The sequence below is a fragment of the Janthinobacterium sp. HH104 genome, from assembly GCF_001758715.1.
Classification (GTDB): Bacteria; Pseudomonadota; Gammaproteobacteria; order Burkholderiales; family Burkholderiaceae_D; genus Janthinobacterium; species Janthinobacterium aestuarii.
The window spans coordinates 69,637-92,890 of record NZ_LRIB01000043.1 but is presented as its reverse complement, the minus strand read 5'-3'; the positions used below and the strand labels follow the sequence as shown (position 1 = coordinate 92,890).

Annotated in this window: 19 protein-coding genes; 8 read left to right on the top strand and 11 right to left on the bottom strand. The window is 64.2% G+C overall.

The window, feature by feature from the left end; all coding sequences use genetic code 11:
- The first annotated feature begins 54 nt into the window (after window positions 1-54).
- A complete protein-coding gene (locus JAB6_RS20235; RefSeq protein WP_083292853.1) occupies window positions 55-918 on the top strand; it encodes a LysR family transcriptional regulator in 864 nt (287 codons plus the stop codon).
- 59 nt (window positions 919-977) lie between these two features.
- Here the strand turns inward: JAB6_RS20235 and JAB6_RS20230 are convergent, their stop codons facing one another.
- From JAB6_RS20230 to JAB6_RS20195, 8 genes are all read right to left on the bottom strand, one after another.
- Complete coding sequence (locus JAB6_RS20230; RefSeq protein WP_070304271.1) at window positions 978-2,126, bottom strand: ABC transporter permease; 1,149 nt, start codon at window positions 2,124-2,126, stop codon at window positions 978-980.
- A complete protein-coding gene (locus tag JAB6_RS20225) occupies window positions 2,123-3,304 on the bottom strand; it encodes an ABC transporter permease (RefSeq protein ID WP_070304270.1) in 1,182 nt (393 codons plus the stop codon). The genes JAB6_RS20230 and JAB6_RS20225 overlap by 4 nt, the downstream gene beginning before the upstream one ends.
- Before the next feature lie 6 nt (window positions 3,305-3,310).
- A complete protein-coding gene (locus tag JAB6_RS20220) occupies window positions 3,311-4,285 on the bottom strand; it encodes an HlyD family secretion protein (protein WP_070304269.1) in 975 nt (324 codons plus the stop codon).
- A 2-nt stretch (window positions 4,286-4,287) separates the two neighbouring features.
- Window positions 4,288-5,697, bottom strand: a complete 1,410-nt coding sequence (locus JAB6_RS20215; protein WP_254671714.1) for a TolC family protein — start codon at window positions 5,695-5,697, stop codon at window positions 4,288-4,290.
- 177 nt (window positions 5,698-5,874) lie between these two features.
- Window positions 5,875-7,485, bottom strand: coding sequence for a bifunctional aspartate transaminase/aspartate 4-decarboxylase (locus tag JAB6_RS20210; RefSeq protein ID WP_070304267.1), 1,611 nt, complete (start codon window positions 7,483-7,485; stop codon window positions 5,875-5,877).
- 45 nt (window positions 7,486-7,530) lie between these two features.
- On the bottom strand, window positions 7,531-9,219 hold the full coding sequence (aspT, locus tag JAB6_RS20205; protein ID WP_034757016.1) for an aspartate-alanine antiporter: 1,689 nt from the start codon (window positions 9,217-9,219) through the stop codon (window positions 7,531-7,533).
- A gap of 56 nt (window positions 9,220-9,275) precedes the next feature.
- Entirely contained in the window at window positions 9,276-10,958 is a 1,683-nt protein-coding gene (gene aspT / locus JAB6_RS20200) for an aspartate-alanine antiporter (protein WP_070304266.1), read from the bottom strand.
- 273 nt (window positions 10,959-11,231) lie between these two features.
- Window positions 11,232-12,101, bottom strand: a complete 870-nt coding sequence (locus JAB6_RS20195) for an ABC transporter substrate-binding protein (RefSeq protein WP_070304265.1) — start codon at window positions 12,099-12,101, stop codon at window positions 11,232-11,234.
- Between the two features lie 249 nt (window positions 12,102-12,350).
- On the opposite strand from JAB6_RS20195, the gene JAB6_RS20190 reads away from it, so the two are divergent.
- A complete protein-coding gene (locus JAB6_RS20190) occupies window positions 12,351-12,614 on the top strand; it encodes a heavy-metal-associated domain-containing protein (RefSeq protein WP_070304264.1) in 264 nt (87 codons plus the stop codon).
- 31 nt (window positions 12,615-12,645) lie between these two features.
- Here the strand turns inward: JAB6_RS20190 and JAB6_RS20185 are convergent, their stop codons facing one another.
- Genes JAB6_RS20185 through JAB6_RS20175 form a run of 3 tightly spaced genes read right to left on the bottom strand, consistent with a single transcriptional unit; the run spans window position 12,646 to window position 15,140 of the window.
- The gene (locus tag JAB6_RS20185) at window positions 12,646-13,173 is read right to left on the bottom strand and encodes an SCP2 domain-containing protein (RefSeq protein WP_083292851.1); all 528 of its coding nucleotides are present in this window, start codon (window positions 13,171-13,173) and stop codon (window positions 12,646-12,648) included.
- Between the two features lie 20 nt (window positions 13,174-13,193).
- Window positions 13,194-14,096, bottom strand: a complete 903-nt coding sequence (locus JAB6_RS20180; RefSeq protein WP_070304404.1) for a U32 family peptidase — start codon at window positions 14,094-14,096, stop codon at window positions 13,194-13,196.
- A 9-nt stretch (window positions 14,097-14,105) separates the two neighbouring features.
- Complete coding sequence (locus JAB6_RS20175) at window positions 14,106-15,140, bottom strand: peptidase U32 family protein (protein WP_034757933.1); 1,035 nt, start codon at window positions 15,138-15,140, stop codon at window positions 14,106-14,108.
- A gap of 165 nt (window positions 15,141-15,305) precedes the next feature.
- Here JAB6_RS20175 and JAB6_RS20170 point away from each other — a divergent pair, with 165 nt between their 5' ends.
- The 6 genes from JAB6_RS20170 (at window position 15,306) to JAB6_RS20145 (ending at window position 23,225) form a co-directional block, all read left to right on the top strand.
- Entirely contained in the window at window positions 15,306-15,722 is a 417-nt protein-coding gene (locus JAB6_RS20170) for a hypothetical protein (RefSeq protein ID WP_070304262.1), read from the top strand.
- A 118-nt stretch (window positions 15,723-15,840) separates the two neighbouring features.
- Window positions 15,841-17,589, top strand: a complete 1,749-nt coding sequence (locus tag JAB6_RS20165) for a ribonucleoside triphosphate reductase (protein WP_070304261.1) — start codon at window positions 15,841-15,843, stop codon at window positions 17,587-17,589.
- On the top strand, window positions 17,586-17,786 hold the full coding sequence (nrdD, locus tag JAB6_RS20160) for an anaerobic ribonucleoside-triphosphate reductase (RefSeq protein WP_034757000.1): 201 nt from the start codon (window positions 17,586-17,588) through the stop codon (window positions 17,784-17,786). Before JAB6_RS20165 ends, nrdD begins: the two co-directional genes overlap by 4 nt.
- Window positions 17,776-18,483: an anaerobic ribonucleoside-triphosphate reductase activating protein gene (locus JAB6_RS20155; RefSeq protein WP_070304260.1), complete on the top strand. Its 708-nt coding sequence runs from the start codon at window positions 17,776-17,778 to the stop codon at window positions 18,481-18,483. The genes nrdD and JAB6_RS20155 overlap by 11 nt, the downstream gene beginning before the upstream one ends.
- A gap of 149 nt (window positions 18,484-18,632) precedes the next feature.
- The gene (locus tag JAB6_RS20150; protein ID WP_070304259.1) at window positions 18,633-22,688 is read left to right on the top strand and encodes a Pls/PosA family non-ribosomal peptide synthetase; all 4,056 of its coding nucleotides are present in this window, start codon (window positions 18,633-18,635) and stop codon (window positions 22,686-22,688) included.
- A 42-nt stretch (window positions 22,689-22,730) separates the two neighbouring features.
- Entirely contained in the window at window positions 22,731-23,225 is a 495-nt protein-coding gene (locus JAB6_RS20145) for a 4'-phosphopantetheinyl transferase superfamily protein (protein ID WP_175444581.1), read from the top strand.
- Window positions 23,226-23,254: the final 29 nt, after the last annotated feature.

The window sequence follows — 23,254 nt, the reverse complement described above, 5'->3', positions numbered from 1 at the left end:
GACATGACGCCAGTGACATTCTTTTTATTTTCAATCCAACTTTTGTCATAACCCATGAATTTACGTCTATCCGTCGACGCCCTGCGTGTATTCAGGGCAGTGGTACAAACCGGCAGCATGAGCCAGGCCGCCAGCTTGCTCCATCTGAGCCAGTCTGCCGTCAGCTGGAAAATCAAGCGGCTGGAGCAGCAGCTCGATTGCCAGCTGCTGGCGCGCAGCGGCGGGCTGTTTGGCACGACCGACCAGGGAGCCGTGCTGCTGCGGCATGCGCTCAACATACTCGACGCCCACGATGACGCCGTCGCCCATTTTTCGCCATCGGCGATACAAGGCCGGCTGCGCATTGGCGTGACGGAGCAGATTTCATTGGCCGACGTGTGCGCGGTGCTGTCGCAGTTCTCGCATCACCACCCCAAGGTCGATGTGCAGCTGGTGGTGGAGCAAAGCCAGGTATTGCGCGAACGCTTTGCCGACGGCTTGCTTGATGTGATTTTGCACCAGGATTTTGCCGGCAAGGCGGCGCCGGGCGACACGCTGTTATGGACAGAAACGCTGCATTGGTGCGCTGCCTCGGCAGAGCAGGCTTTGCCGGGAGAAACCGTCAAACTGATCACCTACGGGCCGCACTGCTTTTACCGCCGACTGGCCGAGGAAAAGCTGGGCCAGGCCGGCATGGCCTGGAGCGTGGGCCTGGAATGCCCATCGGTGGCGGGCATGCTGACCGCGATCGCCGCCGGCCTGGGCATGGCGGTGGTCAATGCACGCAACTTGGGCCAGGGCGTGCACCGGCACGCGGCACTGGAACGGCTGGCACCGTTGCCCCGCGTCGACAGCCTGCTGCGGGCCAATGACAGCCTGCCCGACCCGGTGCGTGACGGTTTTTGCCAGCTGCTGCTGGCGGCATTGCAGAAAGCTTGATGGATCCCGTTGCTAACGATGCGGCAGTTGGGGCTCCAGCTCTTTCCCTGGTTTCATGCTCATCCTTGCTGGACGATGGTCGCTGGCGCCTCGGCGCGCCAGCGCCACCAGCCCAGCGCCACGCAGGCCAGCAGCAAGGCCAGCAAGCCCGCCGCTTCATGGCGGATTTCATACACCGAGGCCCCCATCTGGTTCAGCGCGACAAAGCCCTGGATGCCGGCCGTCGATGGCAGCAGCCAGCGCAGCCATTGCAGCACGACGGGCATGGACGACACGGGCCAGGTCAGGCCCGCCAGGAACAGCACGGGCATCGAGGTGGCGATCATCAGCTGCGTGCCCCGTTCGCGCGTGCGGAACAGCATGCCCAGCAGCATGCCGAACGCCGCTTCCGCCAGCGAGAACAGCACCAGCAGCAAGAGCATGCCGCCGAAGTTGCCGCCACGGGGATAATCCTGGAACCAGAAGACAAAGCCGAAGAAATAGCAGCAGTTGAGGAAAGCCACGCAGGCAAACGCCAGCAGCATGCCCATATATCCGCCCGCCGTGCGCTTGCCTGCCACGGGGAAACTCTTGCGCTGGTACCAGGTGCCGAACAGCATGGTCATGCCGATCAGCAAGGTCTGCTGCACGATGAGAGTAGCCACGCCCGGCACGACATACGCGCCATAGCCTTCCTTGACGTTAAACAGGGGCAAGGCGTCGAAGGCGATGGGCGAGCGCTGCTCATTGGCCTGAATGCCCGATGGCGTACCCGCGCCCAGACGTTTCAATTCGATACCGGCCGACACCGTGCCCACCACTTCGGCCAGGCCATTCAAGGCCACCTTGTTGAGCATCAGATACAAGCCGTTGCCCGCCACTTGCGCGTGGGCGGCGCGGCCGGCCAGCACGTCCGTCTGCAAGCCGTCGGGAATGATCAGCACGCCCATGACCTCGTCGCGCCACAATAAATCCTGCGCGACGGGCAGGTCCGGCGTGACGGCGATCACTTGCAGCGAGGGATGGGCCATGGCAAAGCGCGTCAGCTGGCGCGACATGGCGCTGCGGTCCTGGTCGACGACGGCCACGGGCACGCGCTGGACGATTTCCGTCGAGTACGGCAAAGGATAGAAGAAGGAATAGATGATGCCGCCGATGAACAGCAAGGTCAGCGCGCCCTTGTCCGTCAGCATGGCGCGCCAGGTGGCGAGGAAGGATTTCCACATCATGTGCGTCCCCAGGCGGCCGGGGCATTTGCGCGGCGCGCCAGCAGGAACACGCTCACAGCGCCGCAGCCGATGGCGATACCGGCCAGTATCAGCATTTCCTGCACGCCATAACGCCACGGCGCGCCAGCCAGCCAGTACTTCGTTTGCAGCTGCAGATAATGCGTGAGCGGCAAGGCTTCCGCCCAGGCGCGGGCCGGTGCCGGCATGGCCATCAAGGGAAAGGCCTGGCCCGCAAACGCGAACGCCGGCGCCGTGATGAAGGCCGCGCCCGACAGCGCCAGACGCAGCGACAAGGTCGCGGCGATCAGCAAGGTGGCCAGGCCGCAATAGGCCAGTACCAGCAGCAGCATGCTCAACAGCAAAGCCGGCAAGCTGCCCGCCACGGCCCAGCCACGCGCCAGGCTGAAGAACAGCAAGTACAGCAGCGCCAGCGCGCAGTAGGCGATGAGGGGAAACAGCAGCTTGGCGCCGATGGCGCGCAGCCAGCTGCCATGGGCCGAGGCCAGCCATTGCGGCACCGTACCGTCGCGCAACTCGCGTCCGATGCTCGTGACGATGGCGACGACGATGAAAATCTGCAGCATGGCCGGCATCAGGGCCAGGGTCAGAAACGCTTCATAGCTGATGTTTTCATTGTATAAACTGTTCAAGGTCGTGCGTATCGGTTCGAACTGGGCGGCAGCCTGCACGCCCGACATGCCTTTTTTTGCGCGCGCCGTCATCTCGATGCCGGCCGACAAGGTCGTGCTGACCGTGCGCACGTCGCGCAGCAAGGCGCCTGCGTGCGAGGAAAACTGCGCGTTGTACAGCCATTGCACGGTGGCTTGCCGGCCGCCCAGCAGCTTCCGCTCGAAATCGTCGGGGATCAGCAGGTAGCCAAACGCCGTGCGCTCGCGCAAGCGATGCAAGGCTTCGTCGCTGGACGCCACTTTCGCCGCCACCTTGATGCCGGGCGAGGCGTCGAGCCAGCGCGTGAGCTGGCGCGACAAGGTGGAGTTATCGTTGTCGATGACGACGATGGGCAAGTCGCGCGCGATGCCGGCCGAAAACACCAGCCACAGCATGCCGCACAGCACGACCGGAATCCAGCTGAGCATGCCAAAGTCCCAGAAGTCGCCGCGCAAGCGCCGCCACTCGCGTGCCAGCGTCGAAACCGGCTCTTTATCCGCTTCGTTCATCTAGTATCAGAGCGGTGGAAACACGACCGACATGCCAGGACGCAAGCCCTCGACCTTGATGGCGGGACGCAAGCGGATTTCAAACGTGCGCAAATCCGTGCCGCCCGGACGGGCCGCGCGCCACGTGGCGAAGTCCGGCAGCACGGCCACGGAGCTGACCTTGAAACTCAGTTGCTGTTTCAACGCCGGCACATTGGCCGTATGCGTGCTGCCCATGCCAAACGCGGCCATTTCATCTTCGCGCACTTGCAGCACGGCCCAGGCGTCGTCGAGGTTCACCAGGGTAATCACGGGGAAACCTTGCGGCGCCAGCTCGCCTGGCTGTATCTGGATCTTGCTCACCTGCCCGGCGACCGGCGCGGCAATCTTCGTTTCGGCCAGGGCGATCTGCGCTTCCGTCAGCACGGCGCCCACCTGGCGCGCCTGGGCGGCGGCGGCCGTCTTGTCTTCGGGACGGGCGCCCTTTTGCGCCATGTCATATTGCGCCCGGGCAGCCTGCGCCAGCTGGTCGGCGGCGCGCCATTGCGCTTGCGCCTCGTCGCGTTTCTGCTGGGCGATCACGCCTTGCTCATACATATTGTTGACGCGGGTGTAGGTTGTCTTGGCGATGGTCGCCCCCGTCTGGGCCCGCTCCCAGTTGGCTTTCGCGGCCGCGACTTCTTCCGGACGCGCACCGGCTTGCGCCTTTTGCGCCACGGCCTCGGCTGCCTGGGTGGCGGCCGTGGCCTGCGCAATCTTCGCATCCACTTCCGGGCTCGTCAGCTGGAACAGCAGCTGGCCTTTCGGCACCGTCTGGCCCAGTTTGACGTACAGCTCGCCCACCCGGCCCGGCACTTTCGACGAGACAGTGACTTCCTGCGCATCCATCTGCCCCTGCAAAGGCAGGCGCTGCGGCTGGAACGCCTGGTACAAGCCCCAGCCGACGAAGGCCAGCACGATGACGGTGGCGCCGATGGCCAAGGGTTTTTTGGAGGTACTCATTATTATTTGTCCACAGGTAATTGGATATCGGCCGCGGCGGCCAGGCTGCCAAGGCGTTGCGTCTCGCCCGTCGCTTCCAGCAATTGCGCCAGCCCCATCACATAGTTATAAGCCGTCTGCGCGCGCTGGGTTTCGACCTTGGCCAGGTTCAGGCGCGCGTCGACCACTTCCAGCGACGTCACTTGCCCTTGCTGGAAAGCCACCGTTTGCAAGCGGATATTCTCGCGCGCCAGCTCCACCGACGAGGCCGTTGACAAATACTGGATGCGGGCGTTTTCCAGCGCGCGCCAGTTCTTCTCGATCAGGGTGGGAATGTCGCGCTCGGCCTGGCGCGCCACCACTTCCACCCGCTCCTGGTCGAGCTTGGCGGCGGCGATCATCTTGCCCGTATTGATGCGGTGCACGAGCGGCACGGACACGACGAGGCCGATGGCCCAGTTCGAGCGCACGAGCTTTTCGTTACCGCGATTGAGATTGTAGTTACCGATGGCAAACACGGTGGGCGCGTATTCCTTGCCATGCAGCTTCAAGGCTTGCTCTGCCTGCACGCGCTTGCTGTCGATCTTTTTCCAGTTCGCGTTTTCGCGCATGCCCTTGCTGATAAACGATTGCAAGGTGCCGACGGGCAAGCTGTTGACGAACAGCGGCGTGCTGGGCAGCACTTGTGTATTGACGGCAAGCAAGCGGTCAAGCGCCACCTGGGCGATTTCCTCGTCGCTGCGGGCCTGCGCCTCGTCGCTGCGGGCGCTGTCCAGGGCCACGTCGGCGCGCAGGCGTTCCGCGCGCGAAATCAGGCCGCCCTTTTCCAGCCTGGCCGCGTCGCGCTGGTGCTGCGTCACGCCAGCCGTCACTTCGGCCCGCACGGCCACCACTCTTTTGGCCAGCAGCAACTGGAAATAGCGCTGCGCCACCAGGGTGGCCAGCTGCTCTTCCGCTTCCGTGCGCTCGGCCTGCGCGGCCAGGGTCAGGCTCGATGCGAGGCCCTTGACGGCGTCCAGGCGCCCGCCCGTGTAGATGGGCCACATGCCCAGCAAGCCGAACGACGTCAAATCCGTCACCACTTCGCGGTTCAGGGAATTGGGAATATGCGGCGTGGGCAAGCCGGGAATCGGCGGCAGCACGGATTCGATGCCGCCCACCACGCCGGCCAGGCCGCTCGTATCGATATTCAGGTCCGTCGACAAACGGCCGCGAAACGCCGTCAAGTCCACGGATGGACCATCGATATTCGATAGCGCCTCGGCTTTGAGTGTTTTTGCGCGCACGTCGAGCGCGGCGCCCTGCACGGCGCCCGAAGCCTTGGCCGCTTGCTGCAGCGCTTCGTTAAAGGTCAGCGGTTCCGCCTGGGCGGGCATGGCCGCGCCCAGCGCGCCGGCCAGCAATAATGATAAGTGTCCTTGCAATCTGCCCATGTAGCGTCCAGTCAATGAATGAGGGGAAAGCACGGGGTTGCCATGTTTATACTTTCACAATAGCAATTATATCTACGGATGTCCATTCCAGCCTGCACTATTGGTTACCTGGACTGGCACATGAAAACGGGCGCCTCTTGCGGGGCGCCCGTTGCGGTCAAGCCTTTACCAAACTAATTATTTCTTCGCCTTCTTGCCGCCCTTCTCTTTTTCCTTTTCAAACACGGCAAAGAACTCGGACGCCATGTTGCGGATGGCGCGGCCGATGTTGGCGTAGTCGTATTCGTTCAGGTTGGCCAGCGATACGCGGCCGGACGGGTGCGTGGTGCCGAAGCCGCGGCCCGGCAGCAGGATGACGCCCGTTTCCTCGGCCAGGCGGAACAGCGCTTCGTTGGGTTTCAGTTTTTTCAGCAGCCACTGCGAAAACTCCACGCCATGCATCTGCGCGGCCAGCGATTCCATGTCCAGCAAGTGGTAATAGCGCACGGAATTGGCGTCGTGCACCATCGGCAAGCCCAGTTCGCGGTACAGCGCTTCCTTGCGGCGCAGCACGATGCGCTTCATCGACTGCTTGTACTTTTGCTCTTCATCCATCAGCGAGAACAGCGAGAACAGGGTCATCTGCGCCTGCACGGGCGTGGACAGGCCGGCTGTGTGGTTCAGCGCCACGGTGCGGCTGTCGGCCACCAGGCGGTCGATGAATTTCAGCGCGCGCGGCTCCGTCGTGATCGAGTGGTAGCGCGCATCGAGCTGCTTCTTGATGGTTTCCGGCAACTTGGCAATCTTGGCGTCGAGCACATTGTCTTCATGCGTGGCCACCACGCCCATGCGCCAGCCCGTCGCGCCGAAGTATTTCGAGAACGAATACACGAGGATGGTGTTGAACGGGCAGATGGCGAACAGCGAGACGAAATTGTCGGCAAAGGTGCCGTACACGTCATCGGTCAGAATGATCAGGTCCGGGCGCTTCTTGATGATCTTGGCGATGTATTCCAGGGTGTCGTCATCGATCTTGACGGATGGTGGATTGCTGGGGTTGACGAGGAAGAAAGCTTTTACTTTCGGATCGAGCAGCTTGTCCAGTTCCTTCTTCGTGAATTGCCAGTTGTTCGATTGCGGCGCATCGATGTGCACGGTGTTCAGCTTGTAATCGTTCAGCTGGGGAATCTCGATGTACGGCGTGAAGATCGGCATACCCAGGGCGATCGTGTCGCCTTCCTGGATGATGTGGTTCGATTTCAGGCTGGCGAACAGATACGTCATGGCGGCCGTGCCGCCTTCGACGGCGTACATGTCGAAGTTGCCAACGAAGGGATGGTCGCCCACCATTTCGCGGTGGATATACTGGCCGACGATTTTCTCGGACAGGCGCAGCATGCGGTCCGGCACGGGATAGTTGCAGCCGAGGATGGCTTCGCACATCTCGTAGAGGAAGTCGCCCGCGCTCAAGCCCAGCTGGTCGCGCACATACGACACGGCCGCTTCGATGAAATGCACGCCCGGGTTGCCTTCATGCTTGCGCACGAAGATTTCAAAGCGCGCCTCGATGCCGTCGCGCGTGGGGAAACCGCCCACGTCGTCCATGTACACATAGGAACGTTCCGCTTCCGTCATGGCGAACTGGCCGAACTGGAAGAAACCGTGGCGTGGCGTGGTGGCCAGGAAATTCGGGTTGCCGCGGCCCGCATTGAGCATCAAACGGTTGCTTTGCTTGGCCGTCTGGATCAGCGCATCCTTCAATTCGAATGGGCTCAACAGGGCGAGTTTGCTTGGGTTACTGAAATCCATGTGTGCTACTCCTTTAGACAGACAATGTGCAGGGTTCTTGCAGACTCAGACGAAGGCCACGATGAGCGGCCCCAGCAAAGTCAGGAAAACGTTGGCCAAGGCATACGTGATGGCAAACGGTACGGTGGGAATCGAGTTTTGCGCCGCGTTCAGCACTTCGCCGAACGCGGGATTGGCGCTGCGCGAGCCGGACAAGGCGCCCGCAAACACGGCCACGTTGTCATAGCGCAAGATGTAGCGGCCGATCAGCATGGTCAAGATCATCGGCAGGATGGTCACCACCACGCCGACGCCGAACAGGGTCAGGCCGTGTTCGCGCACGGTTTGCACGGCTTGCAGTCCGGACGTGAGGCCGACGACGGCAACGAAGCCGGCCAGACCCAAGTCTTTCAAGATTTGCACGGCGCCGCTGGGCATGTAGCCGAACGTCTGGCGCTTGGCGCGGAACCAGCCGAACACCAGGCCCGACAGCAGAACTCCGCCGCCGCTGCCCAGGGTCAGCGGAATCGAGCCGATGCGCGCCACCAGCAAGCCCACGAGCAGGCCGACGACGAGGCCGGCGCCCATGTAGACGAAGTCCGTCTTGGCGCTCGGCACGATCATATAGCCCACTTCGGCCGCCACGCGCTTGACGTCCTGCTCGGCGCCATAGATGGTCACCACGTCGCCCGTCTGCACGACGGTTTCCGCCTGCATCGGCAAAATCTTGCCCATACGGCTCAGTTGCACGACAAAGATGCCGTGACGCACACCCGGCGCCGTCGCGCTGCGGATCTCGCCCACCGTCTTGTTGTGGTAAGCCTTGTTGGTCAGCACCATGTCGCGGCGCTGCATCACCAGTTCCATGCCTTCGACGGCAAGCAATTCCTTGCCCAGCTGGGAAGAGACGCTGAGCATGGCTTCGCGCCGGCCCACCAGCAGCACGATATCGTCGGCCGCCAGCACCAGGTCCGGGCTGACATCGATGATCTGGCCATTGCGTTTCACGCGCTCGATGGTAATGGCCGTGTTCGGATGGGCGCTTTCGATCTCCTCGACGGAACGCCCGGCACCGGGGCCCACGTCGTAGATGCGGCCGATCAAGTCGGGTGCGGCCGGCGTCTGGCCCGGTCCCAGCACCTGCACGCCCGCCTGCAGCGCCGTTTCCGCCTTGATCGCATCTTCGCGAATGGTACGGCCCATGAGCTTTGGCAAGATGTTGACGCAAACGATGATGGCGCCAAACGAGCCGAACACATAGGTGACGGCATAGCCGACGGCCACATTGCCCTGCAAGCGCGCCACCTCGTCGGCCGCCAGGCCCAGCTTGGTGATCGCGTCGCCTGCCGTGCCGATGATGGCCGACTGCGTCAAGCCGCCCGCCGCCACGCCGGCCGCCAGGCCCTTGTCCAGGTCGAACATCTTGGCCAGGATGACCACCGTCAGCAGCGCCGTCACGGCCAGCACGACGGCCAGGATGATTTCGCGCACGGACTGGCGCCCCAGCGAATTGAAGAACTGCGGGCCGCTTTCATAGCCGACCGCGTAAATGAACAGCGCGAACAGCACCGACTTGACGCCAGGATCGATGGCGACGCCTACCTGGCTGACGAGTACCGCCACCAGCAATGAACCGGCCACCCCGCCCAGCTGGAACGAGCCGAACTTGATCTTGCCGATGTAGTAACCCACTGCCAGGGAGAGAAACAAGGCAATTTCAGGCGACTTCTTGAATAACTCATGCAACCATTCCATGCGGACCGCCTTTCATGTTGAAGGAATTCTTTACTGCTTATGCTCTTGCAGGCCGCTCATGCGTGCACCGACCCGGCCAGGGCCACGATCAGCGGCCCCAAGAGGGGCAGCACCACGTTCGAGATGGCATAGGTAATCGTGTAGCCGAGCAAGGGCGTGGAATTGCCGGCCGCGTTCTGCACGGCGGACAGGGCCGGCGTGCTGCACTGCTGGCCGGCGATGGCGCCCAGCAGCACGGGCGCTTCCAGCTTGAGGAAAAAGTGACCGACCAGCAGCGACAGCGAAGCGGGGATGACGGCGATCAGCACGCCCATCAGCGGCAGCGACAGGCCGTACTGGCGGATCAGGTCGATCGCCTGCGGACCCGACGCCAGGCCCACGCAGGCGATGAAGGTGGCCAGGCCGATATCCTTCATCATGTCGAGCGCGCTGGGGTGGATGCCGGGCATGCCCGGTTTGCGCGCCTGGTACCAGCCGAACACGAGGCCTGTGAGCAAGGCGCCGCCGCCCGTGCCCAGCGAAAACGGGATGCCGCCCAGCTTGGCACTGAAGCCGCCGATATACACACCGAGCACGATGCCGATGCTGGCGTAGACGATATTGCTGCGGTCGCCCGTCGGCACGCGCTTGCCGATGGCGGCCAGCGCCGTGTTCAGTTCGCGCCCTTCCGTCGTGCCGTACAGGCGCAGCACGTCGTCGCGCTGCAATGCCAGGTCGGGCAGCGGCGGCATGCTGTGCTCGCCACGGACGACGGCCGCCACGTGCACGCCCGAAGGCAAGGCCAGCTGGCGCAAGGGCTGGCCGACGAGCGCGGCTTGCTGCAGCACCACTTCGACGGCGGAAACCGCCATGTTCAACCCCGTCGTGTCGGCAAATTCCTCGCCCAGGATGGCCTCGGCCGCCACCAGCGCGGGACGGTGGCCGATCACCAGCACTTCGTCGTTGTTGCGCAGGCGCAGTGCGGGTTCCAAGGGCAATACCTTGCCATGCCGGCGCACGCGCGTGATGCTGGCGCGGCCCGCGAAAATATGCTGCAAGGCGTCGAGACGGCGTCCCGCGCCGCGGCTGATGCGATAGGCGCGCCCCACCATTTCCGGCGTCGCCTGCACGCCGTCGCCGTCGGTCTGCGCACCGCCCATCTTTTCCCACAATTTATCGGCTTCCTCGCGCAGGTTGACGCGCAGCAGCAGCGGAAAAATCTGGCTGGTGGCGATGACAATGGCGATCAGGCCGAAAATGTACGTGATGGAATACGCGGTGACCACGTTGGCCTGCAGTTCGGCGATGCGGGCGGCCGGCAGCGCCAGTTTCGAGATGGCGTCCGTGGCCGTGCCGACGACGGCCGATTCCGTCGCCGCGCCCGCCATCATGCCGGCCGCCGTGCCCTGATCCAGGCCCAGGAAACGCGTGGCCAGCAGCACCAGCGCCAGCACCACCACCACTTCGATCAGGCACAGCAAGCCCAGGCGCAAGCCCTTGGCGTTGAGGTTGGCAAAGAACTGGGGACCGCCCGCATAGCCGAGGGCAAAGATGAACAGCATGAAGAAGACGTTCTTGACGCTGGCGTCCAGGGTGATGCCCAGCTGGCCGATCAGCAGCGCGGCGATCAGGGTGCCGCACACGCCGCCCAGCTGGATGGGACCGAAGCGTATCTGCCCTACCGCATAACCGAGCGCCAGCGCCAGGAACAGGGCCAGTTCCGGCACCTGGTGCAATACCGACGTGATCGACTCGAGCATGGGCAAACCTTCGAAAAGATAACGGATGGTTACAAGGGAACAGAGCGTTCGGCGGCTGGCGGCAGCTGGCTGTTGAACGGGCGCACGGGTCCCGCACGACACCTGCGTATCACCGCTTGTGCTGGGAACGTATTGCAAAAGTGTTGCAACGTGGAATTATGTTCGGCGAAGATTCTATTTATGTCAACAGGTGTTCTGTTGAACTCGCTTTGCGTTTCATCAAACATCGTGCGCACGATTGAAGCGCTTGTTTGACACTGATCAATAAAACTATTAGTAATGTTTTGGACGATACCAAAGTGCCTTGCGCACCAAAGGCGTCTCTTCGGGCAGGTCGGGATTGGCCAGCTCCAGCACGTGGCGCCGGGACAATTTCAAGCCATCGGCGAAGCGGCCGAAATGGCGCTGGAACAGCTGCGCGAAACTGCCATCGGCCAGCATCTTCTCCAGCCCGATTTCAATATGGCGCGCCAGTTCCGGCCGGTGCTTGCCGACAAAAAAGTACAGCGCGGCCGGGTAGCGGATGACCAGGTGAGTATCGAGCGCCAGCGGCAATTGCGCATGGCTGGCCAGCTCGCTTTGTGCCTCGATCACGGAACGGGGAAAGTAGTCGATGCGCCCGGCAGCCAGTTGCTGGAACAGGCCTTCATAGGTGCTTGAGGTATCGAGGCGCAAGCCGTTCGCCTGCAGGATGGTCGAGTCGGGCCAGTCGCGCATCTGGCCGGCAGACAGCCGCGCCAGGGCGGCGATGCTGCGCACGTCGCGCAGCAGCTGCCGCTGGCGCGCGTGGATCAGGGCCACTCGCCAGCCGATCAGGCCGCGGTCGATGGGGATGCGCACCGGCAGCAATTGCGTCTCGCGCGCGCGGCTCGTCATCGTCCAGACGACATCGACGCTGCCCGACGCCGTGGCGATTTCCTGCATCGCTCGCGTCTGCACCATGCGCAGCGCGGAACGGCGCAAGGCATAGGCCGGGCCCGAACGGGCCAGCGCCTGTTGCAGCAAGGCCGTCACATAGCCTTGCTGCGGATCATCGATCGCCTGGTGGCGCGGATACACGAGCGGCAGCGGCGACGACTTGCCGGCGGCGGCAGCGCCCAACGGCCACAGGGCGGCAAGCTTGAGCAGGGGGCGGCGCTGCATGGGCCCTCCTTTCCAGCGCTTTCATCAGCGTACTTATCAGAATGACAGTATCACGCAGCAGAGCACGCTTGTCGACTGGAATACGGCGACCGTGTATAAAACAACAGCACTTTCAGGCTGGCCAGCAGCGGTTGGAATTAATCCAGATCAATAAAACCGCAAATAGAAAATAAATATTGCGTGCGGCTCTGGACGGCATGCGCGCCCCTCGCCTACGCTGTTTTTTTATCTGAAAAACAAGAGGAACACATGCAGACAGCGCGCTTGAATATTATTGGAATGGATCACGAAGGCTGCGCCGACAGGCTGACGGGCGCGCTCGAAGCCGTCACGGGCGTGGCCACCGTCTGCGTCTCGCTGGCGCGCCACGGCGCCACGGTGCAATTCGACGAACGCCTGGCCACGCAGGAACGCCTGCTGGCCGCCGTCAACGACGCCGGCTTCATGGGCGAAGCAACGGATGAAGTACAGCTGGCCTCGTGCAGCGGCGCCTGCGGCCACTGCCGCCATTGAGTGCCGCCACTGCGCGCAGCCAGTTCTCCGCCTACCCTCCCCGCGCGCCCCGGTCGCGCAGATGCGCCAGCACCCGGCGCGGTCCCAGCGCCTGCAGGTCGAACGGCGGCAGCTCGATGGCATCGAGCGTATTCTTGAACAGCAAGCCCAGTTCCGTATCACCTTCCAGGCTCAAACGGCGGCTGAAGAACAGCGTGTCCGGATCTTCCTGGCGCCGCGCCAGCAGCATCAAGTCATGCACGCTGGCGGCGATGCACAGGTCCGGCACGTCCACATAGCGCTCGGCCACAAACACCGTTCCCTGCCACTCGAAATCGAAGGCGATGCCCGCGTCCAGCAGCCGCAAGCGCAGGCTGCGCCCTTCCAGGCTGCGCCGCACGTCGTCGGGCAATTGCGGCGCCAGCAGGCGGTTCAAGCCTTGCACGAACAGCCACGAGGCGGGATACGGCGGCAGCTTGGACAGCAATTCGGCCAGCGGTTCGGGCAGCCGGTATGACGCGGCGGGCTTGCTCATGGGAGGCTTGGCCGGGACGGGCAATCTTTCCAGTTGATCTTGCATGGTGCTTCCTTTCGATGCGTTCAATGGGCGGCGTGCTGGTGCTGTTCCATGCCAGGCTGGCCGTGCCAGTAGCCGTCGCAGGCGCCGGCCGGCTGGCAAGCCGCCAGCTGGGCCTGGGCGCCGATGCCGCTGACCTGGCCGCGGCGGGCGCGGTCGAAGATGGCGATGACTTGTTCCGTATGCATGGCTTGCGGGCTGATGCGCGCCACGGACACGCCCATGTCGCGCATGGCGTCGAGTTCGCGCACCAGGTTGTAGACGAGCGCCGACTGCGTCTGCGTGCCATTCAACACGAGGAACGGCACTTCGTCGCGCGTGCGCAGCAGCAGACCGTCCGGCTCTTCCAAGCAGCTGTAGCCGCAATCGTCCTTCGGCAGGTTGCGGTTGCGCGCCGTGAAGCAGCGCGCGGAAAACGCCAGCGGCATGCGGCCGTAGGCGAAGACCTCCGTCTCCAGCCCTTCCGGTTTCTGGCGCTGCATCTCGGCCAGCGCCGTCTGCCCCATTTCCAGCGGCATCACCCAGCGCCGCGCCCCCAGGCGCGCCAGCAGTTGCAAACTGGGGCCGTTGAACAGGTTCAGATGGGGGCCGGCGACGAAGGACGCGCCCTTTTCCATGCAGTGCACGGCGCCCATGTCGTTGGCCTCGACGCCGTAGCGGCCATTGCCCGTGATGCGGCGCAGGGTCGCCAGTTCAGCACCCGCCTCGATCAGCGCCTGCGTCGACAGCACCACTTCCTTGCCGGCGGCGGCCAGCATGTCGGCGATATCGAGCCAGTCGGCCAGGCGCACCTCGTGCCGGCGCGAACAGACGGTTTCGCCCAGGTACACGATATCGACGGCCGTGGTGGCGATCTGCTGGTAAAACTCGAAAACGGTGGCGCGCGGCCAGTAGTAGAGCAAGGGCCCCAAAGAAAGCTTCAGCATGTTCATCCTTTATTTCCAAGATCTATGGTAGGCACCCAAGGTGTGCTGCTGGCCTTCGGCCAGCTTGTCCATGGACGCCATCCAGGCCGGCTTGACGGCGTAGCGCGCATTGCCTTCGCGGCAGGCGTCGATCGCTTCGCGCCACACGCGCGTCACCTGCGCCACGTAGGCGGGGCTGCGCTGGCGTCCTTCGATCTTCACGGCGCGCACGCCCATGGCGATCAACTGCGGCAGCAGCGCCAGCGTGTTCAGGCTGGCCGGCTCCTCGATCGCGTAATACTCTTCGTCGTTGACTTCGAAACGTCCCTTGCACAGGGTCGGATAGCTGGCGTTTTCGCCTGGCGCATAGCGGTCGATCAGCACGCCGTTCAGGCGCGATTCGAGGCCGTTCGGTGTTTCCAGCCAGCGCACGGATTTCGCCGGCGAGCACACGCCGTGAGTGTTCGGCGCCTCGCCCGTCGCGTACGACGACAGCGCGCAGCGCCCTTCGACCATCACGCACAGGCTGCCGAAGCCGAAGACCTCGATCTCGACTTCCGTCTTGGCGATCAGTTGCTCGACCTGCGCCATCGACAGCACGCGCGGCAGCACGGCGCGGGCGATGCCGAAGTGTTCATGGTAAAAATTGATCGCTTCGTAGTTGGTGGCCGAGCCCTGCACGGACAGGTGCAAACGCAGTTGCGGGTGGTGCTCGCTTGCATACGCCATCAGGCCCGGATCGGCCACGATCATGGCGTCGATGCCGGCCTGCGCGGCGCGGTCGATGGCGCTGCGCCACACGGCCCAGTTGTGCGGCTGCGGATAGGTATTCAGCGCCAGCAGCACCTTGCGTCCATATTGGTGGGCGTAGCGCACACCCTCGGCGATGGCCTTCTCGTCGAAATTGAGGCCCGCGAAATTGCGCGCATTGGTGGCGTCGCGAAAACCCAGGTAGACGGTATCGGCGCCATTGTCGATGGCCGCTTTCAGGGCAGGCAGGCTGCCGGCGGGGCAGACCAGTTCCAGCGGTCCGGCCACGCGGGTGGCGGTGGTTGATTCAAGCATCATGGTGTTCACAGTCCTGTATCGGCTCAGGGTGCAGACTATAGCCCCGCCCATACCGCCCAGTCCTTGACGCAGGTGAAGGAATGCATGCATGGCTGGCGCGCGTTCAACTTGCTTGACCTGGCTGTAAAATGCCCCACTTTTCTCCCTCACCGATTGCCCGCCATGCCCCGCAAACCGCTGCTGCTATTCTTGCTCACCCTATTCCTCACCGTGCTGCAAATACAGTGGGCTTCGCCCGCCGACGGCTATGTCGAAGAAACGCTCTCCGTGCTGTCGCCCGAGGCGCTGGGCGTCTGGGCCGGAATGCTGCTGCTGTTCCTGCAAGCCGTCTTCGCCCGCCGCGCCATGCCCGTGCTGCGCCAGGCCGCCATCTGCACGGGCCTGCTGGCCGTGTACTGGCTGCTGGCGAACTACGTCACGTTCGACGCGCGCGTGGCCAGCTGGAGCACGTTCTCGGCGCGGGAAATCTGGGCGCACGTGCTGCCCGCCTCCGTCGTCAGCATCGCCGTCTGCGGTGCCGCTTACTTTGGCCTGAGCTGCTTCATCCCGCGCCTGGGCCGCGCGAAAAAAAGCCGCTGACGCGCTTTCTTCACCTGCATCAAGGATTCGTCACGCAACTGCACGCGCCCTTTGACGCCACTATATTTAGTGATTAATCTCCATAAAAACACCGCATGTTGTGTTTATTGGAGGTTTCATGACGACAAATGCAGTTTCCCCCACACGCGGCCAGGTCGACGTCGCCGCGTCCATCAATGAATACCTGGACCGGCGCGACTGGCGTGTCAACGCCAACGCCAACCAGGGCTACTCGCTGGGCGGCCTGATACTCAACGTGTCGGGCAAGGTCATCGCCAACTACTGGCTGGACCAGGTGTATCCGCCGGAAGTGGGCGCGGCGCACCGCGAAGCGGCGCTGCACATCCACGACCTCGACATGCTGGCCGGCTATTGCGCCGGCTGGTCGCTGCGCACCCTGCTGCACGAAGGCTTGAATGGCGTGCCGGGCAAGATCGAATCGGGCCCGCCGAAACACATGTCGAGCGCCATTGGCCAGATCGTCAACTTCCTCGGCACCCTGCAAAACGAGTGGGCCGGCGCGCAGGCGTTCAGCTCCTTCGACACCTATATGGCGCCCTACATCCGCAAGGACAGCCTGCGCTACGAAGACGTGCGCCAGTACATGCAGGAGCTGATCTTCAACCTCAACGTGCCATCGCGCTGGGGCACGCAGACGCCGTTCACCAACCTCACGTTTGACTGGGTCTGCCCGGACGATTTGCGCGAGCAGATTCCCGTCATCGCCGGCCAGGAAATGGACTTCAGCTATGGCGAGCTGCAGGCGGAAATGGACATGATCAACCGCGCCTATATCGAAATCATGATGGCGGGCGACGCCAAGGGCCGGGTCTTCACCTTCCCCATCCCTACCTATAACATCACCGAGGATTTCGACTGGCACAGCGACAACGCGGAACGCCTGTTCGAGATGACGGCCCGCTACGGCTTGCCCTACTTCCAGAATTTCATCAATTCGGAACTCAAGCCGAACATGATACGTTCCATGTGCTGCCGCTTGCAGCTGGACTTGCGCGAGCTGCTCAAACGGGGTAATGGCCTGTTCGGTTCCGCCGAGCAGACGGGTTCCCTGGGCGTGGTGACGATCAACTGCGCGCGCCTGGGCCACTTGTGGCGCGGCGACGAGCCAGCCTTGATGGCCGACCTGGACCGCCTGCTGGAGCTGGGCAAGACCAGCCTGGAAATCAAGCGCCGCACCATCGAAGAACTGATGCAGCAAGGCCTGTTCCCGTACACGAAACGCTATCTGGGCACCCTGCGCAATCACTTTTCCACCCTGGGCGTGAACGGCATCAACGAGATGATCCGCAATTTCAGCGGCGACGCTTACGACATCACGGCGCCGGAAGGCCATGCGCTGGCGATACGTCTGCTCGACCACGTGCGCGCCCGCATGGTGCGGTTCCAGGAAGAGACGGGCCATATGTACAACCTGGAGGCGACGCCGGCCGAAGGCACGACCTACCGCTTCGCGCGCGAAGACCGCAAGCGCTATCCGGCCATCCTGCAGGCGGGCACGGTCGACAATCCGTACTACACGAATTCGTCGCAACTGCCCGTCGGCCATACGGACGACCCGTTCGAAGCGCTGGAATTGCAGGACGCGCTGCAGCGCAAGTACACGGGCGGCACGGTGCTGCACCTGTACATGACGGAAGCGCTGTCGGATGCGAATGCCTGCCGCGAGCTGGTAAAACGCGCGCTGAGCCGCTTCTCGCTGCCCTACATCACCGTCACGCCCACGTTTTCCATCTGCCCGCGCCACGGCTACCTGGCCGGCAAACATGAATTCTGCCCCACCTGCGACGCGGAACTGATCGCCCGCAAGCAATCCGATTTCGCTCACCCACTCAAGGAAACGCCATGAACGCACGTCCCGACTTCACTCCCGCCATCACCCTGCTCGATACGGAACGCCAGCGCTGCGAAATCTGGACGCGCGTAATGGGCTACCACCGCCCCGTTGCCTCGTTCAACATCGGCAAGCAGGGCGAATTCCACGAGCGCCAGTATTTTACGGAAGCGAGCGCCCGCGTGGGCCAGCCCGCCTGCCATGGCGTTTGAGCTGAAAGTGGGCGGCCTGACGCCCTTTTCCGCCACCGACTACCCGGGCAAGCTGGCGGCCGTGGTGTTCGTGCAGGGCTGCCCCTGGCGCTGCGGCTATTGCCACAATCCGCACTTGCAGGCGCGCACGCCGGAAGGCGCCATGCCCTGGCAGGACGTCCTGACCTGGCTGCGCCGCAGAACGGGCCTGGTCGACGCCGTCGTCTTCAGCGGCGGCGAGGCATGCATGGACCCGGCGCTGGCGCACGCCATGCAGGACGTCAGGGCGCTGGGTTTCGGCATCGGCCTGCACACGGCCTGCATCTATCCGCAGCGCCTGCGGGAAGTGCTGCCCCTGGTCGACTGGGTGGGCTTCGACATCAAGGCGCCATTCGCCGACTATCGTCATGTGACCCGCGTGGCCGGCAGCGGCGACCCGGCACGCGCCTGCCTGGACGCCATCCTTGCCAGCGGCGTGGCCTACGAATGCCGCACCACCACCCACCCCGACCTGCTGCCGGACGAGCAGTTGCTGGCCCTGGCCAGCACCCTGGCCGCGAAAGGCGTCGACAACTACGTGCTGCAGCAGTTCCGCGCCGAAGGCTGCGCGGACGCGGCGCTGTCCGGCCGCCCCTTGCACGGCTATCCGGCGGCGACGACTTTGGCGCAAATCGCCGCCATGTTTCCGCGATTTACATTCCGTAATCATGGCAGTTGAGCCTGCAGCCACATTACTTGCTGAAAATCCCACAAAATTCCCCGTTCTGCAACGCTGAAATGTCTTGCGTACTGTAATGTATCAACTGTGCCGCGCGCCATGCGCAGCCCATCAGATTCCTCACTCCGCATTACAGATAAGCGTCATCCATGAACGATTTCACCGCAGTCAGTCCAGGCATCCCTTCCACCCACGCCGACATCCTGTACGGCCCGCCGCGACCGGATCTGCTGCGCGAGGAAGTACTGGCCGACCTGCTGGAAGCGACGGCCCGCCGCTGTCCCGAGCAAATTGCCCTGATCGATGGCGAACGCCGCATTACGTATGCGCAGCTCGATGCGCAAGCCAGCCTGGCCGCAGCGCGCCTGGTGGCGGCCGGCGTCAAGCCCGGCGACATCGTGGGCCTGTGGCTGCCGCGCGGTGCCCATCTGCTGCTGATGCAGGCGGCCATCGCCAAGGCGGGCGCCGCCTGGCTGCCCGTCGATGAAGACACGCCCGTCGAGCGCCTGCAGGTGTGCCTCGATGACGCGAATGGCTTTGGTGTCGTCAGCTGCGCCCAATTCGCGCCGCGCCTGGCCGGGGCAGGCATTGGCCGCCCCGTGTGGGCGGCGGAAAGCCTGCTGGCCCCTGCCGCGCCGGGCGAACTGCTGCCCGCGCGCGCAACCGTACTGCCCGAACACCCGGCCTATGTGATCTACACGTCCGGCTCCACGGGCAAGCCCAAAGGCATATTGATCAACCAACGCAGCATCTGCCACTTCCTGCGCAGCGAAAACGCCGTGCTGGAAGTGGCGCAGTCCGACACCGTCTACCAGGGCTTTTCCGTCGCCTTCGACATGTCGTTCGAGGAAATCTGGATCGCCTACCTGGTGGGCGCCACCCTGTGGCTGGGGCCCAAGGAGATTTCGGGCGACCCGGAAGCCTTGCCGCGCGCGCTGGCCACCAATCAAGTCACGGTGCTGCACGCCGTGCCGACCTTGCTGGCCCTGTTCGCCGAGGAAGTACCGAGCCTGCGCCTGATCAACCTGGGCGGCGAGATGTGCCCGGAGTCGCTTGTCGAGCGCTGGTCGCGCCCGGGCCGCGCCATGTTCAACACCTATGGCCCCACGGAAGCGACCGTCTCGTGCAGCCTGGCGCGCCTGCGCCCCGGCGAACCGGTGACCATCGGCACGCCGCTGCCCAACTACGGCTTGCTGGTGCTGCAGGTGGCCGAGCCGGGAGAAAATCGTCCCTTGACTTTGCTGGCGCGCGGCGAGACGGGTGAGTTGTGCATCATCGGCCCCGGCCTGGCCGAGGGCTACCTGGGCCGGCCCGACCTGACGGTGGAAAAATTCCTGCCCAATCCCTGGAGCACGGGCCCCGACGATGCGCGCCTGTACCGCACGGGCGACCTGGCGCGCATCGATCTTGATGGCCAGGTGCTGTGCCTGGGCCGCGCCGACGACCAGGTGAAAATCCGCGGCTTCCGCGTGGAACTGGGCGAGATCGAAGCCGTGCTGGCGCAGCAACCGGGCGTGGGCACGGTGGCCGTCCTGCTGCGCAAGGATGACGGCATCGACCAGCTGGTGGCCTACATCGTCGGCAGCGACGAGGCGCCGGCCGACGCGCTGGCCGCGAAAACCCTGCGCGCGGCATTGAACCTGCACCTGCCGCCGTACATGGTGCCCGGCCGTTTTGAATTGCTGCCGCTGATGCCGCGCCTGACCTCGGGCAAGATCGACCGGAAGGCGTTGAAGGCCATGCCGCTGTCCGCCCCGCCGGCCGGCGAGGCGGGTGTATCGGACGTGCCGGAAACGCCGGCCGAAGCGGCCCTGTTCACGGCGCTGGCCAAGCTGTTCCCGGGCCAGGCGATCTTGCGCCAGCTGGACTTTTTTAGCGACCTCGGTGGCCACTCCTTCCTGGCCGCCCGCCTGGCATCCGCCCTGCGCGCCGATCCGGCCTACGCCCACATGACGGTGCGCGACATTTACCAGAACCGGCAGATCGGCAAGATCGCCGCCGTATTGAACGAAGCGCCGGCGCTGGCCACTCCGGAAGCGGAGTGGACGCCGCCATCCACGGTGAAACGCTGGCTGTGCGGCGCGGCGCAGGCGGCGGCCGTGCCGGGTCTCGTCACCCTGCGCATGGCGCAGTGGATGGCGCCGTTCTTTACGTACCACTTCTTCACGGGCGACACGGGCGACACCGTGCCGCGCGCCATCGCCGCCTCGATCGCCGTGTTCCTGCTGGCCACCCTGGCCGAATTTGCCATCGCGATTGCCGGCAAGTGGCTGATCGCCGGGCGCTTGAAGCCTGGCAGCTATCCGCTGTGGGGCGTCACCTACTACCGCTGGTGGCTGGCCGACCGCCTGGTCGAATCGGCGCCCGCCTACCTGCTCAGCGGCTCGTCCCTGAACAGCTGGTGGCTGCGCGCGCTGGGCGCCAAAGTGGGCAAGGAAGTCGTCATCGGTTCGATGACCCTGCGCGCGCCCGACCTGCTGTCCATCGGCGACAACGTCAGCGTGGGCAACGCCGTCAACTTTGAAAACGCCCGAGTCGAGCGGGGCCGTTTGCTGCTGGGCCAGATCGACATCGGCGACGATGCCTGCATCAGCTCTTACGCGATTTTGGAGGGCAATACCACGGTGGGCGCGTTTGGCCACCTGGAAGGCCAGTCCGCGCTGGCCGATGGCGCCGCGGTACCGGCCGGACGCGTGTACACGGGGTCGCCCGCGCGCGACATTGGCGCGTTCGACCCTGCCAGCCACCCGCCGCGCCCCGCCGTCTCGCGCCTGCGCCTGACAGGAGAAACCGTGTTCTTCTGCTTCGGCATGGTCTTGATCGCCGTACTGTTCTTCATGCCCGTCTTCCCCAGCTTCGTGCTGATCGACTGGTTCGACGAGCGCGAAATGATGCCGTGGCTGCAGGGCCGCGACGTGACGACCCAGTTGGCCCGCTACTTCCTGCTGGCCTTCCCCGCCAGCGCCGTGCTGATCGTGCTCACCGCCCTGCTGTCGGCCGCCATCCGCTGGGGCGCGCTGCCCCGCTTGAAACCGGGCAGCTCGCCCGTGCACAGCAATATCTATTGCGCCAAGTGGCTGGTCAGCCATATCCAGGAATCGAGCCTGAACGTCCTGCACGGCATCTACGCCACCGTGTACGCGCCGTACTGGTACCGCCTGCTGGGCGCCAAGGTCGGCAAGGGCGCCGAGATTTCCACGGCCCTGGGCGTCGTGCCCGACATGCTGACCCTGGGCGACGACACCTTCATCGCCGACGCCGTCATGCTGGGCGACGAGCAGATCGACGGCGGCTGGATGACCATGCGCCCCACCGTCATCTCGCACCGCAGCTTCGTCGGCAACGGCAGCTACATCCCGGATGGCACGGTACTGCCCGAGCACGTGCTGATCGGCGTGCACACGCATGCACCGCGCAATGAGCAGATGCACAGCGGCGATACGTGGCTAGGTTCCCCGCCCATGCATTTGCCGGCGCGCGAACAGGTCAGCGGCTTTGCCGAGCACCTGACGTTCAAGCCATCGCTGTTGCGCCGCCTGGGCCGCAGCCTGATCGAAGCGTTCCGCATCGTCGCGCCGCACGCCGTGGTGATCGCCGTCGGCTATACCCTCGTGCTGGACGTGATGCCGATCGCGGGTGCCGGGCGCTGGGGCGAAGTAGTGGGCGACCTGGCCATTGCCGGCCTGGCCTACGGCATCGGCAATTTCCTCGTGGTCGTGCTGTTCAAGTGGCTGCTGCTGGGTCGCTACCGCAAGCATGCGGCGCCCATGTGGACGCCGTTCGTGTGGATTTCCGAAGGCGTGACCAATCTGTATGAAGGCATCGCCGTGCCCAATTTCATGCGCTACCTGCGCGGCACGCCGTGGCTGCCGCTGGCCTTCCGCCTGTTCGGCTGCAAGATCGGCCGCGGCGTCTACATGGACACGACGGACATCACGGAATTCGACTGTGTGCACATCGGCGACTACAGCGAACTGAATGCGCTGACCTGCCCACAGACGCATCTGTTCGAAGACCGCGTGATGAAGATCGACCACGTGGAGATCGGCCAGCGCGTCTACATGGGCCCGCGCAGCTCCGTGCTGTACAGCGCCAAGGTGGGCGACAACGCGCGCCTGGGACCATTGACCCTGGTGATGAAGGGCGAGCACATCCCCGCCGGCAGCAACTGGGCGGGCTGCCCGGCCGCGCCTTTGCGCAACTGATCGTAGCTAATGGATGCTACGGTGCTCTTGTCAGGAGACGGCGTGCTGGTGATCGGCATCGCCGCCGTGCCGCCACGCTTGGAGGCCCGGTTGCGCCTCCGCGATGCCGCGCGCGAGGCGGCAGCGCACTGGCTGAAGCTGGATATCGAAACGATCTCGGTGGAGTCGACGCCGGGCGCCCCTCCCCGCTTGCTGCTGGCCGGCCGCGCGGCCAGCCTGTCGTTCAGCCATGACGAGGGACTGTCGCTGGCCGCCATCGGCCTGCATGGCGCCGTTGGCATCGACGTGATGCGCGTGCAGTACATTGGCGACTGGTTCCATCTGGCGCGCGATTATCTGGGGCCGCAGGTGGCCGAAGCACTGGCCGCCTGCACCGATGCGCAGCGCCCATTGGCGCTGGCGCAGGCGTGGACGGCGCGCGAGGCGGCGCTCAAGTGCATAGGCAGACAGTTGGCGGAGTGGGATGCACGGCCCATAGACTGCCATTTACAGCCCCTATCCCTGCCTGCGCCTTACGTCGCGACCCTCGCCTCTTAGTCTTCCTTTCCTTTTCCAGCGCCTCCGAT

Excerpts from the sequence above, each read along its gene's own strand:
- JAB6_RS20235 (WP_083292853.1), top strand. The coding sequence starts at position 55 with ATGAATTTACGTCTATCCGTCGACGCCCTGCGTGTATTCAGGGCAGTG.
- JAB6_RS20230 (WP_070304271.1), bottom strand. The coding sequence starts at position 2,126 with ATGATGTGGAAATCCTTCCTCGCCACCTGGCGCGCCATGCTGACGGAC.
- JAB6_RS20225 (WP_070304270.1), bottom strand. The coding sequence starts at position 3,304 with ATGAACGAAGCGGATAAAGAGCCGGTTTCGACGCTGGCACGCGAGTGG.
- JAB6_RS20220 (WP_070304269.1), bottom strand. The coding sequence starts at position 4,285 with ATGAGTACCTCCAAAAAACCCTTGGCCATCGGCGCCACCGTCATCGTG.
- JAB6_RS20215 (WP_254671714.1), bottom strand. The coding sequence starts at position 5,697 with ATGGGCAGATTGCAAGGACACTTATCATTATTGCTGGCCGGCGCGCTG.
- JAB6_RS20210 (WP_070304267.1), bottom strand. The coding sequence starts at position 7,485 with ATGGATTTCAGTAACCCAAGCAAACTCGCCCTGTTGAGCCCATTCGAA.
- aspT (WP_034757016.1), bottom strand. The coding sequence starts at position 9,219 with ATGGAATGGTTGCATGAGTTATTCAAGAAGTCGCCTGAAATTGCCTTG.
- aspT (WP_070304266.1), bottom strand. The coding sequence starts at position 10,958 with ATGCTCGAGTCGATCACGTCGGTATTGCACCAGGTGCCGGAACTGGCC.
- JAB6_RS20195 (WP_070304265.1), bottom strand. The coding sequence starts at position 12,101 with ATGCAGCGCCGCCCCCTGCTCAAGCTTGCCGCCCTGTGGCCGTTGGGC.
- JAB6_RS20190 (WP_070304264.1), top strand. The coding sequence starts at position 12,351 with ATGCAGACAGCGCGCTTGAATATTATTGGAATGGATCACGAAGGCTGC.
- JAB6_RS20185 (WP_083292851.1), bottom strand. The coding sequence starts at position 13,173 with ATGCAAGATCAACTGGAAAGATTGCCCGTCCCGGCCAAGCCTCCCATG.
- JAB6_RS20180 (WP_070304404.1), bottom strand. The coding sequence starts at position 14,096 with ATGCTGAAGCTTTCTTTGGGGCCCTTGCTCTACTACTGGCCGCGCGCC.
- JAB6_RS20175 (WP_034757933.1), bottom strand. The coding sequence starts at position 15,140 with ATGCTTGAATCAACCACCGCCACCCGCGTGGCCGGACCGCTGGAACTG.
- JAB6_RS20170 (WP_070304262.1), top strand. The coding sequence starts at position 15,306 with ATGCCCCGCAAACCGCTGCTGCTATTCTTGCTCACCCTATTCCTCACC.
- JAB6_RS20165 (WP_070304261.1), top strand. The coding sequence starts at position 15,841 with ATGACGACAAATGCAGTTTCCCCCACACGCGGCCAGGTCGACGTCGCC.
- nrdD (WP_034757000.1), top strand. The coding sequence starts at position 17,586 with ATGAACGCACGTCCCGACTTCACTCCCGCCATCACCCTGCTCGATACG.
- JAB6_RS20155 (WP_070304260.1), top strand. The coding sequence starts at position 17,776 with ATGGCGTTTGAGCTGAAAGTGGGCGGCCTGACGCCCTTTTCCGCCACC.
- JAB6_RS20150 (WP_070304259.1), top strand. The coding sequence starts at position 18,633 with ATGAACGATTTCACCGCAGTCAGTCCAGGCATCCCTTCCACCCACGCC.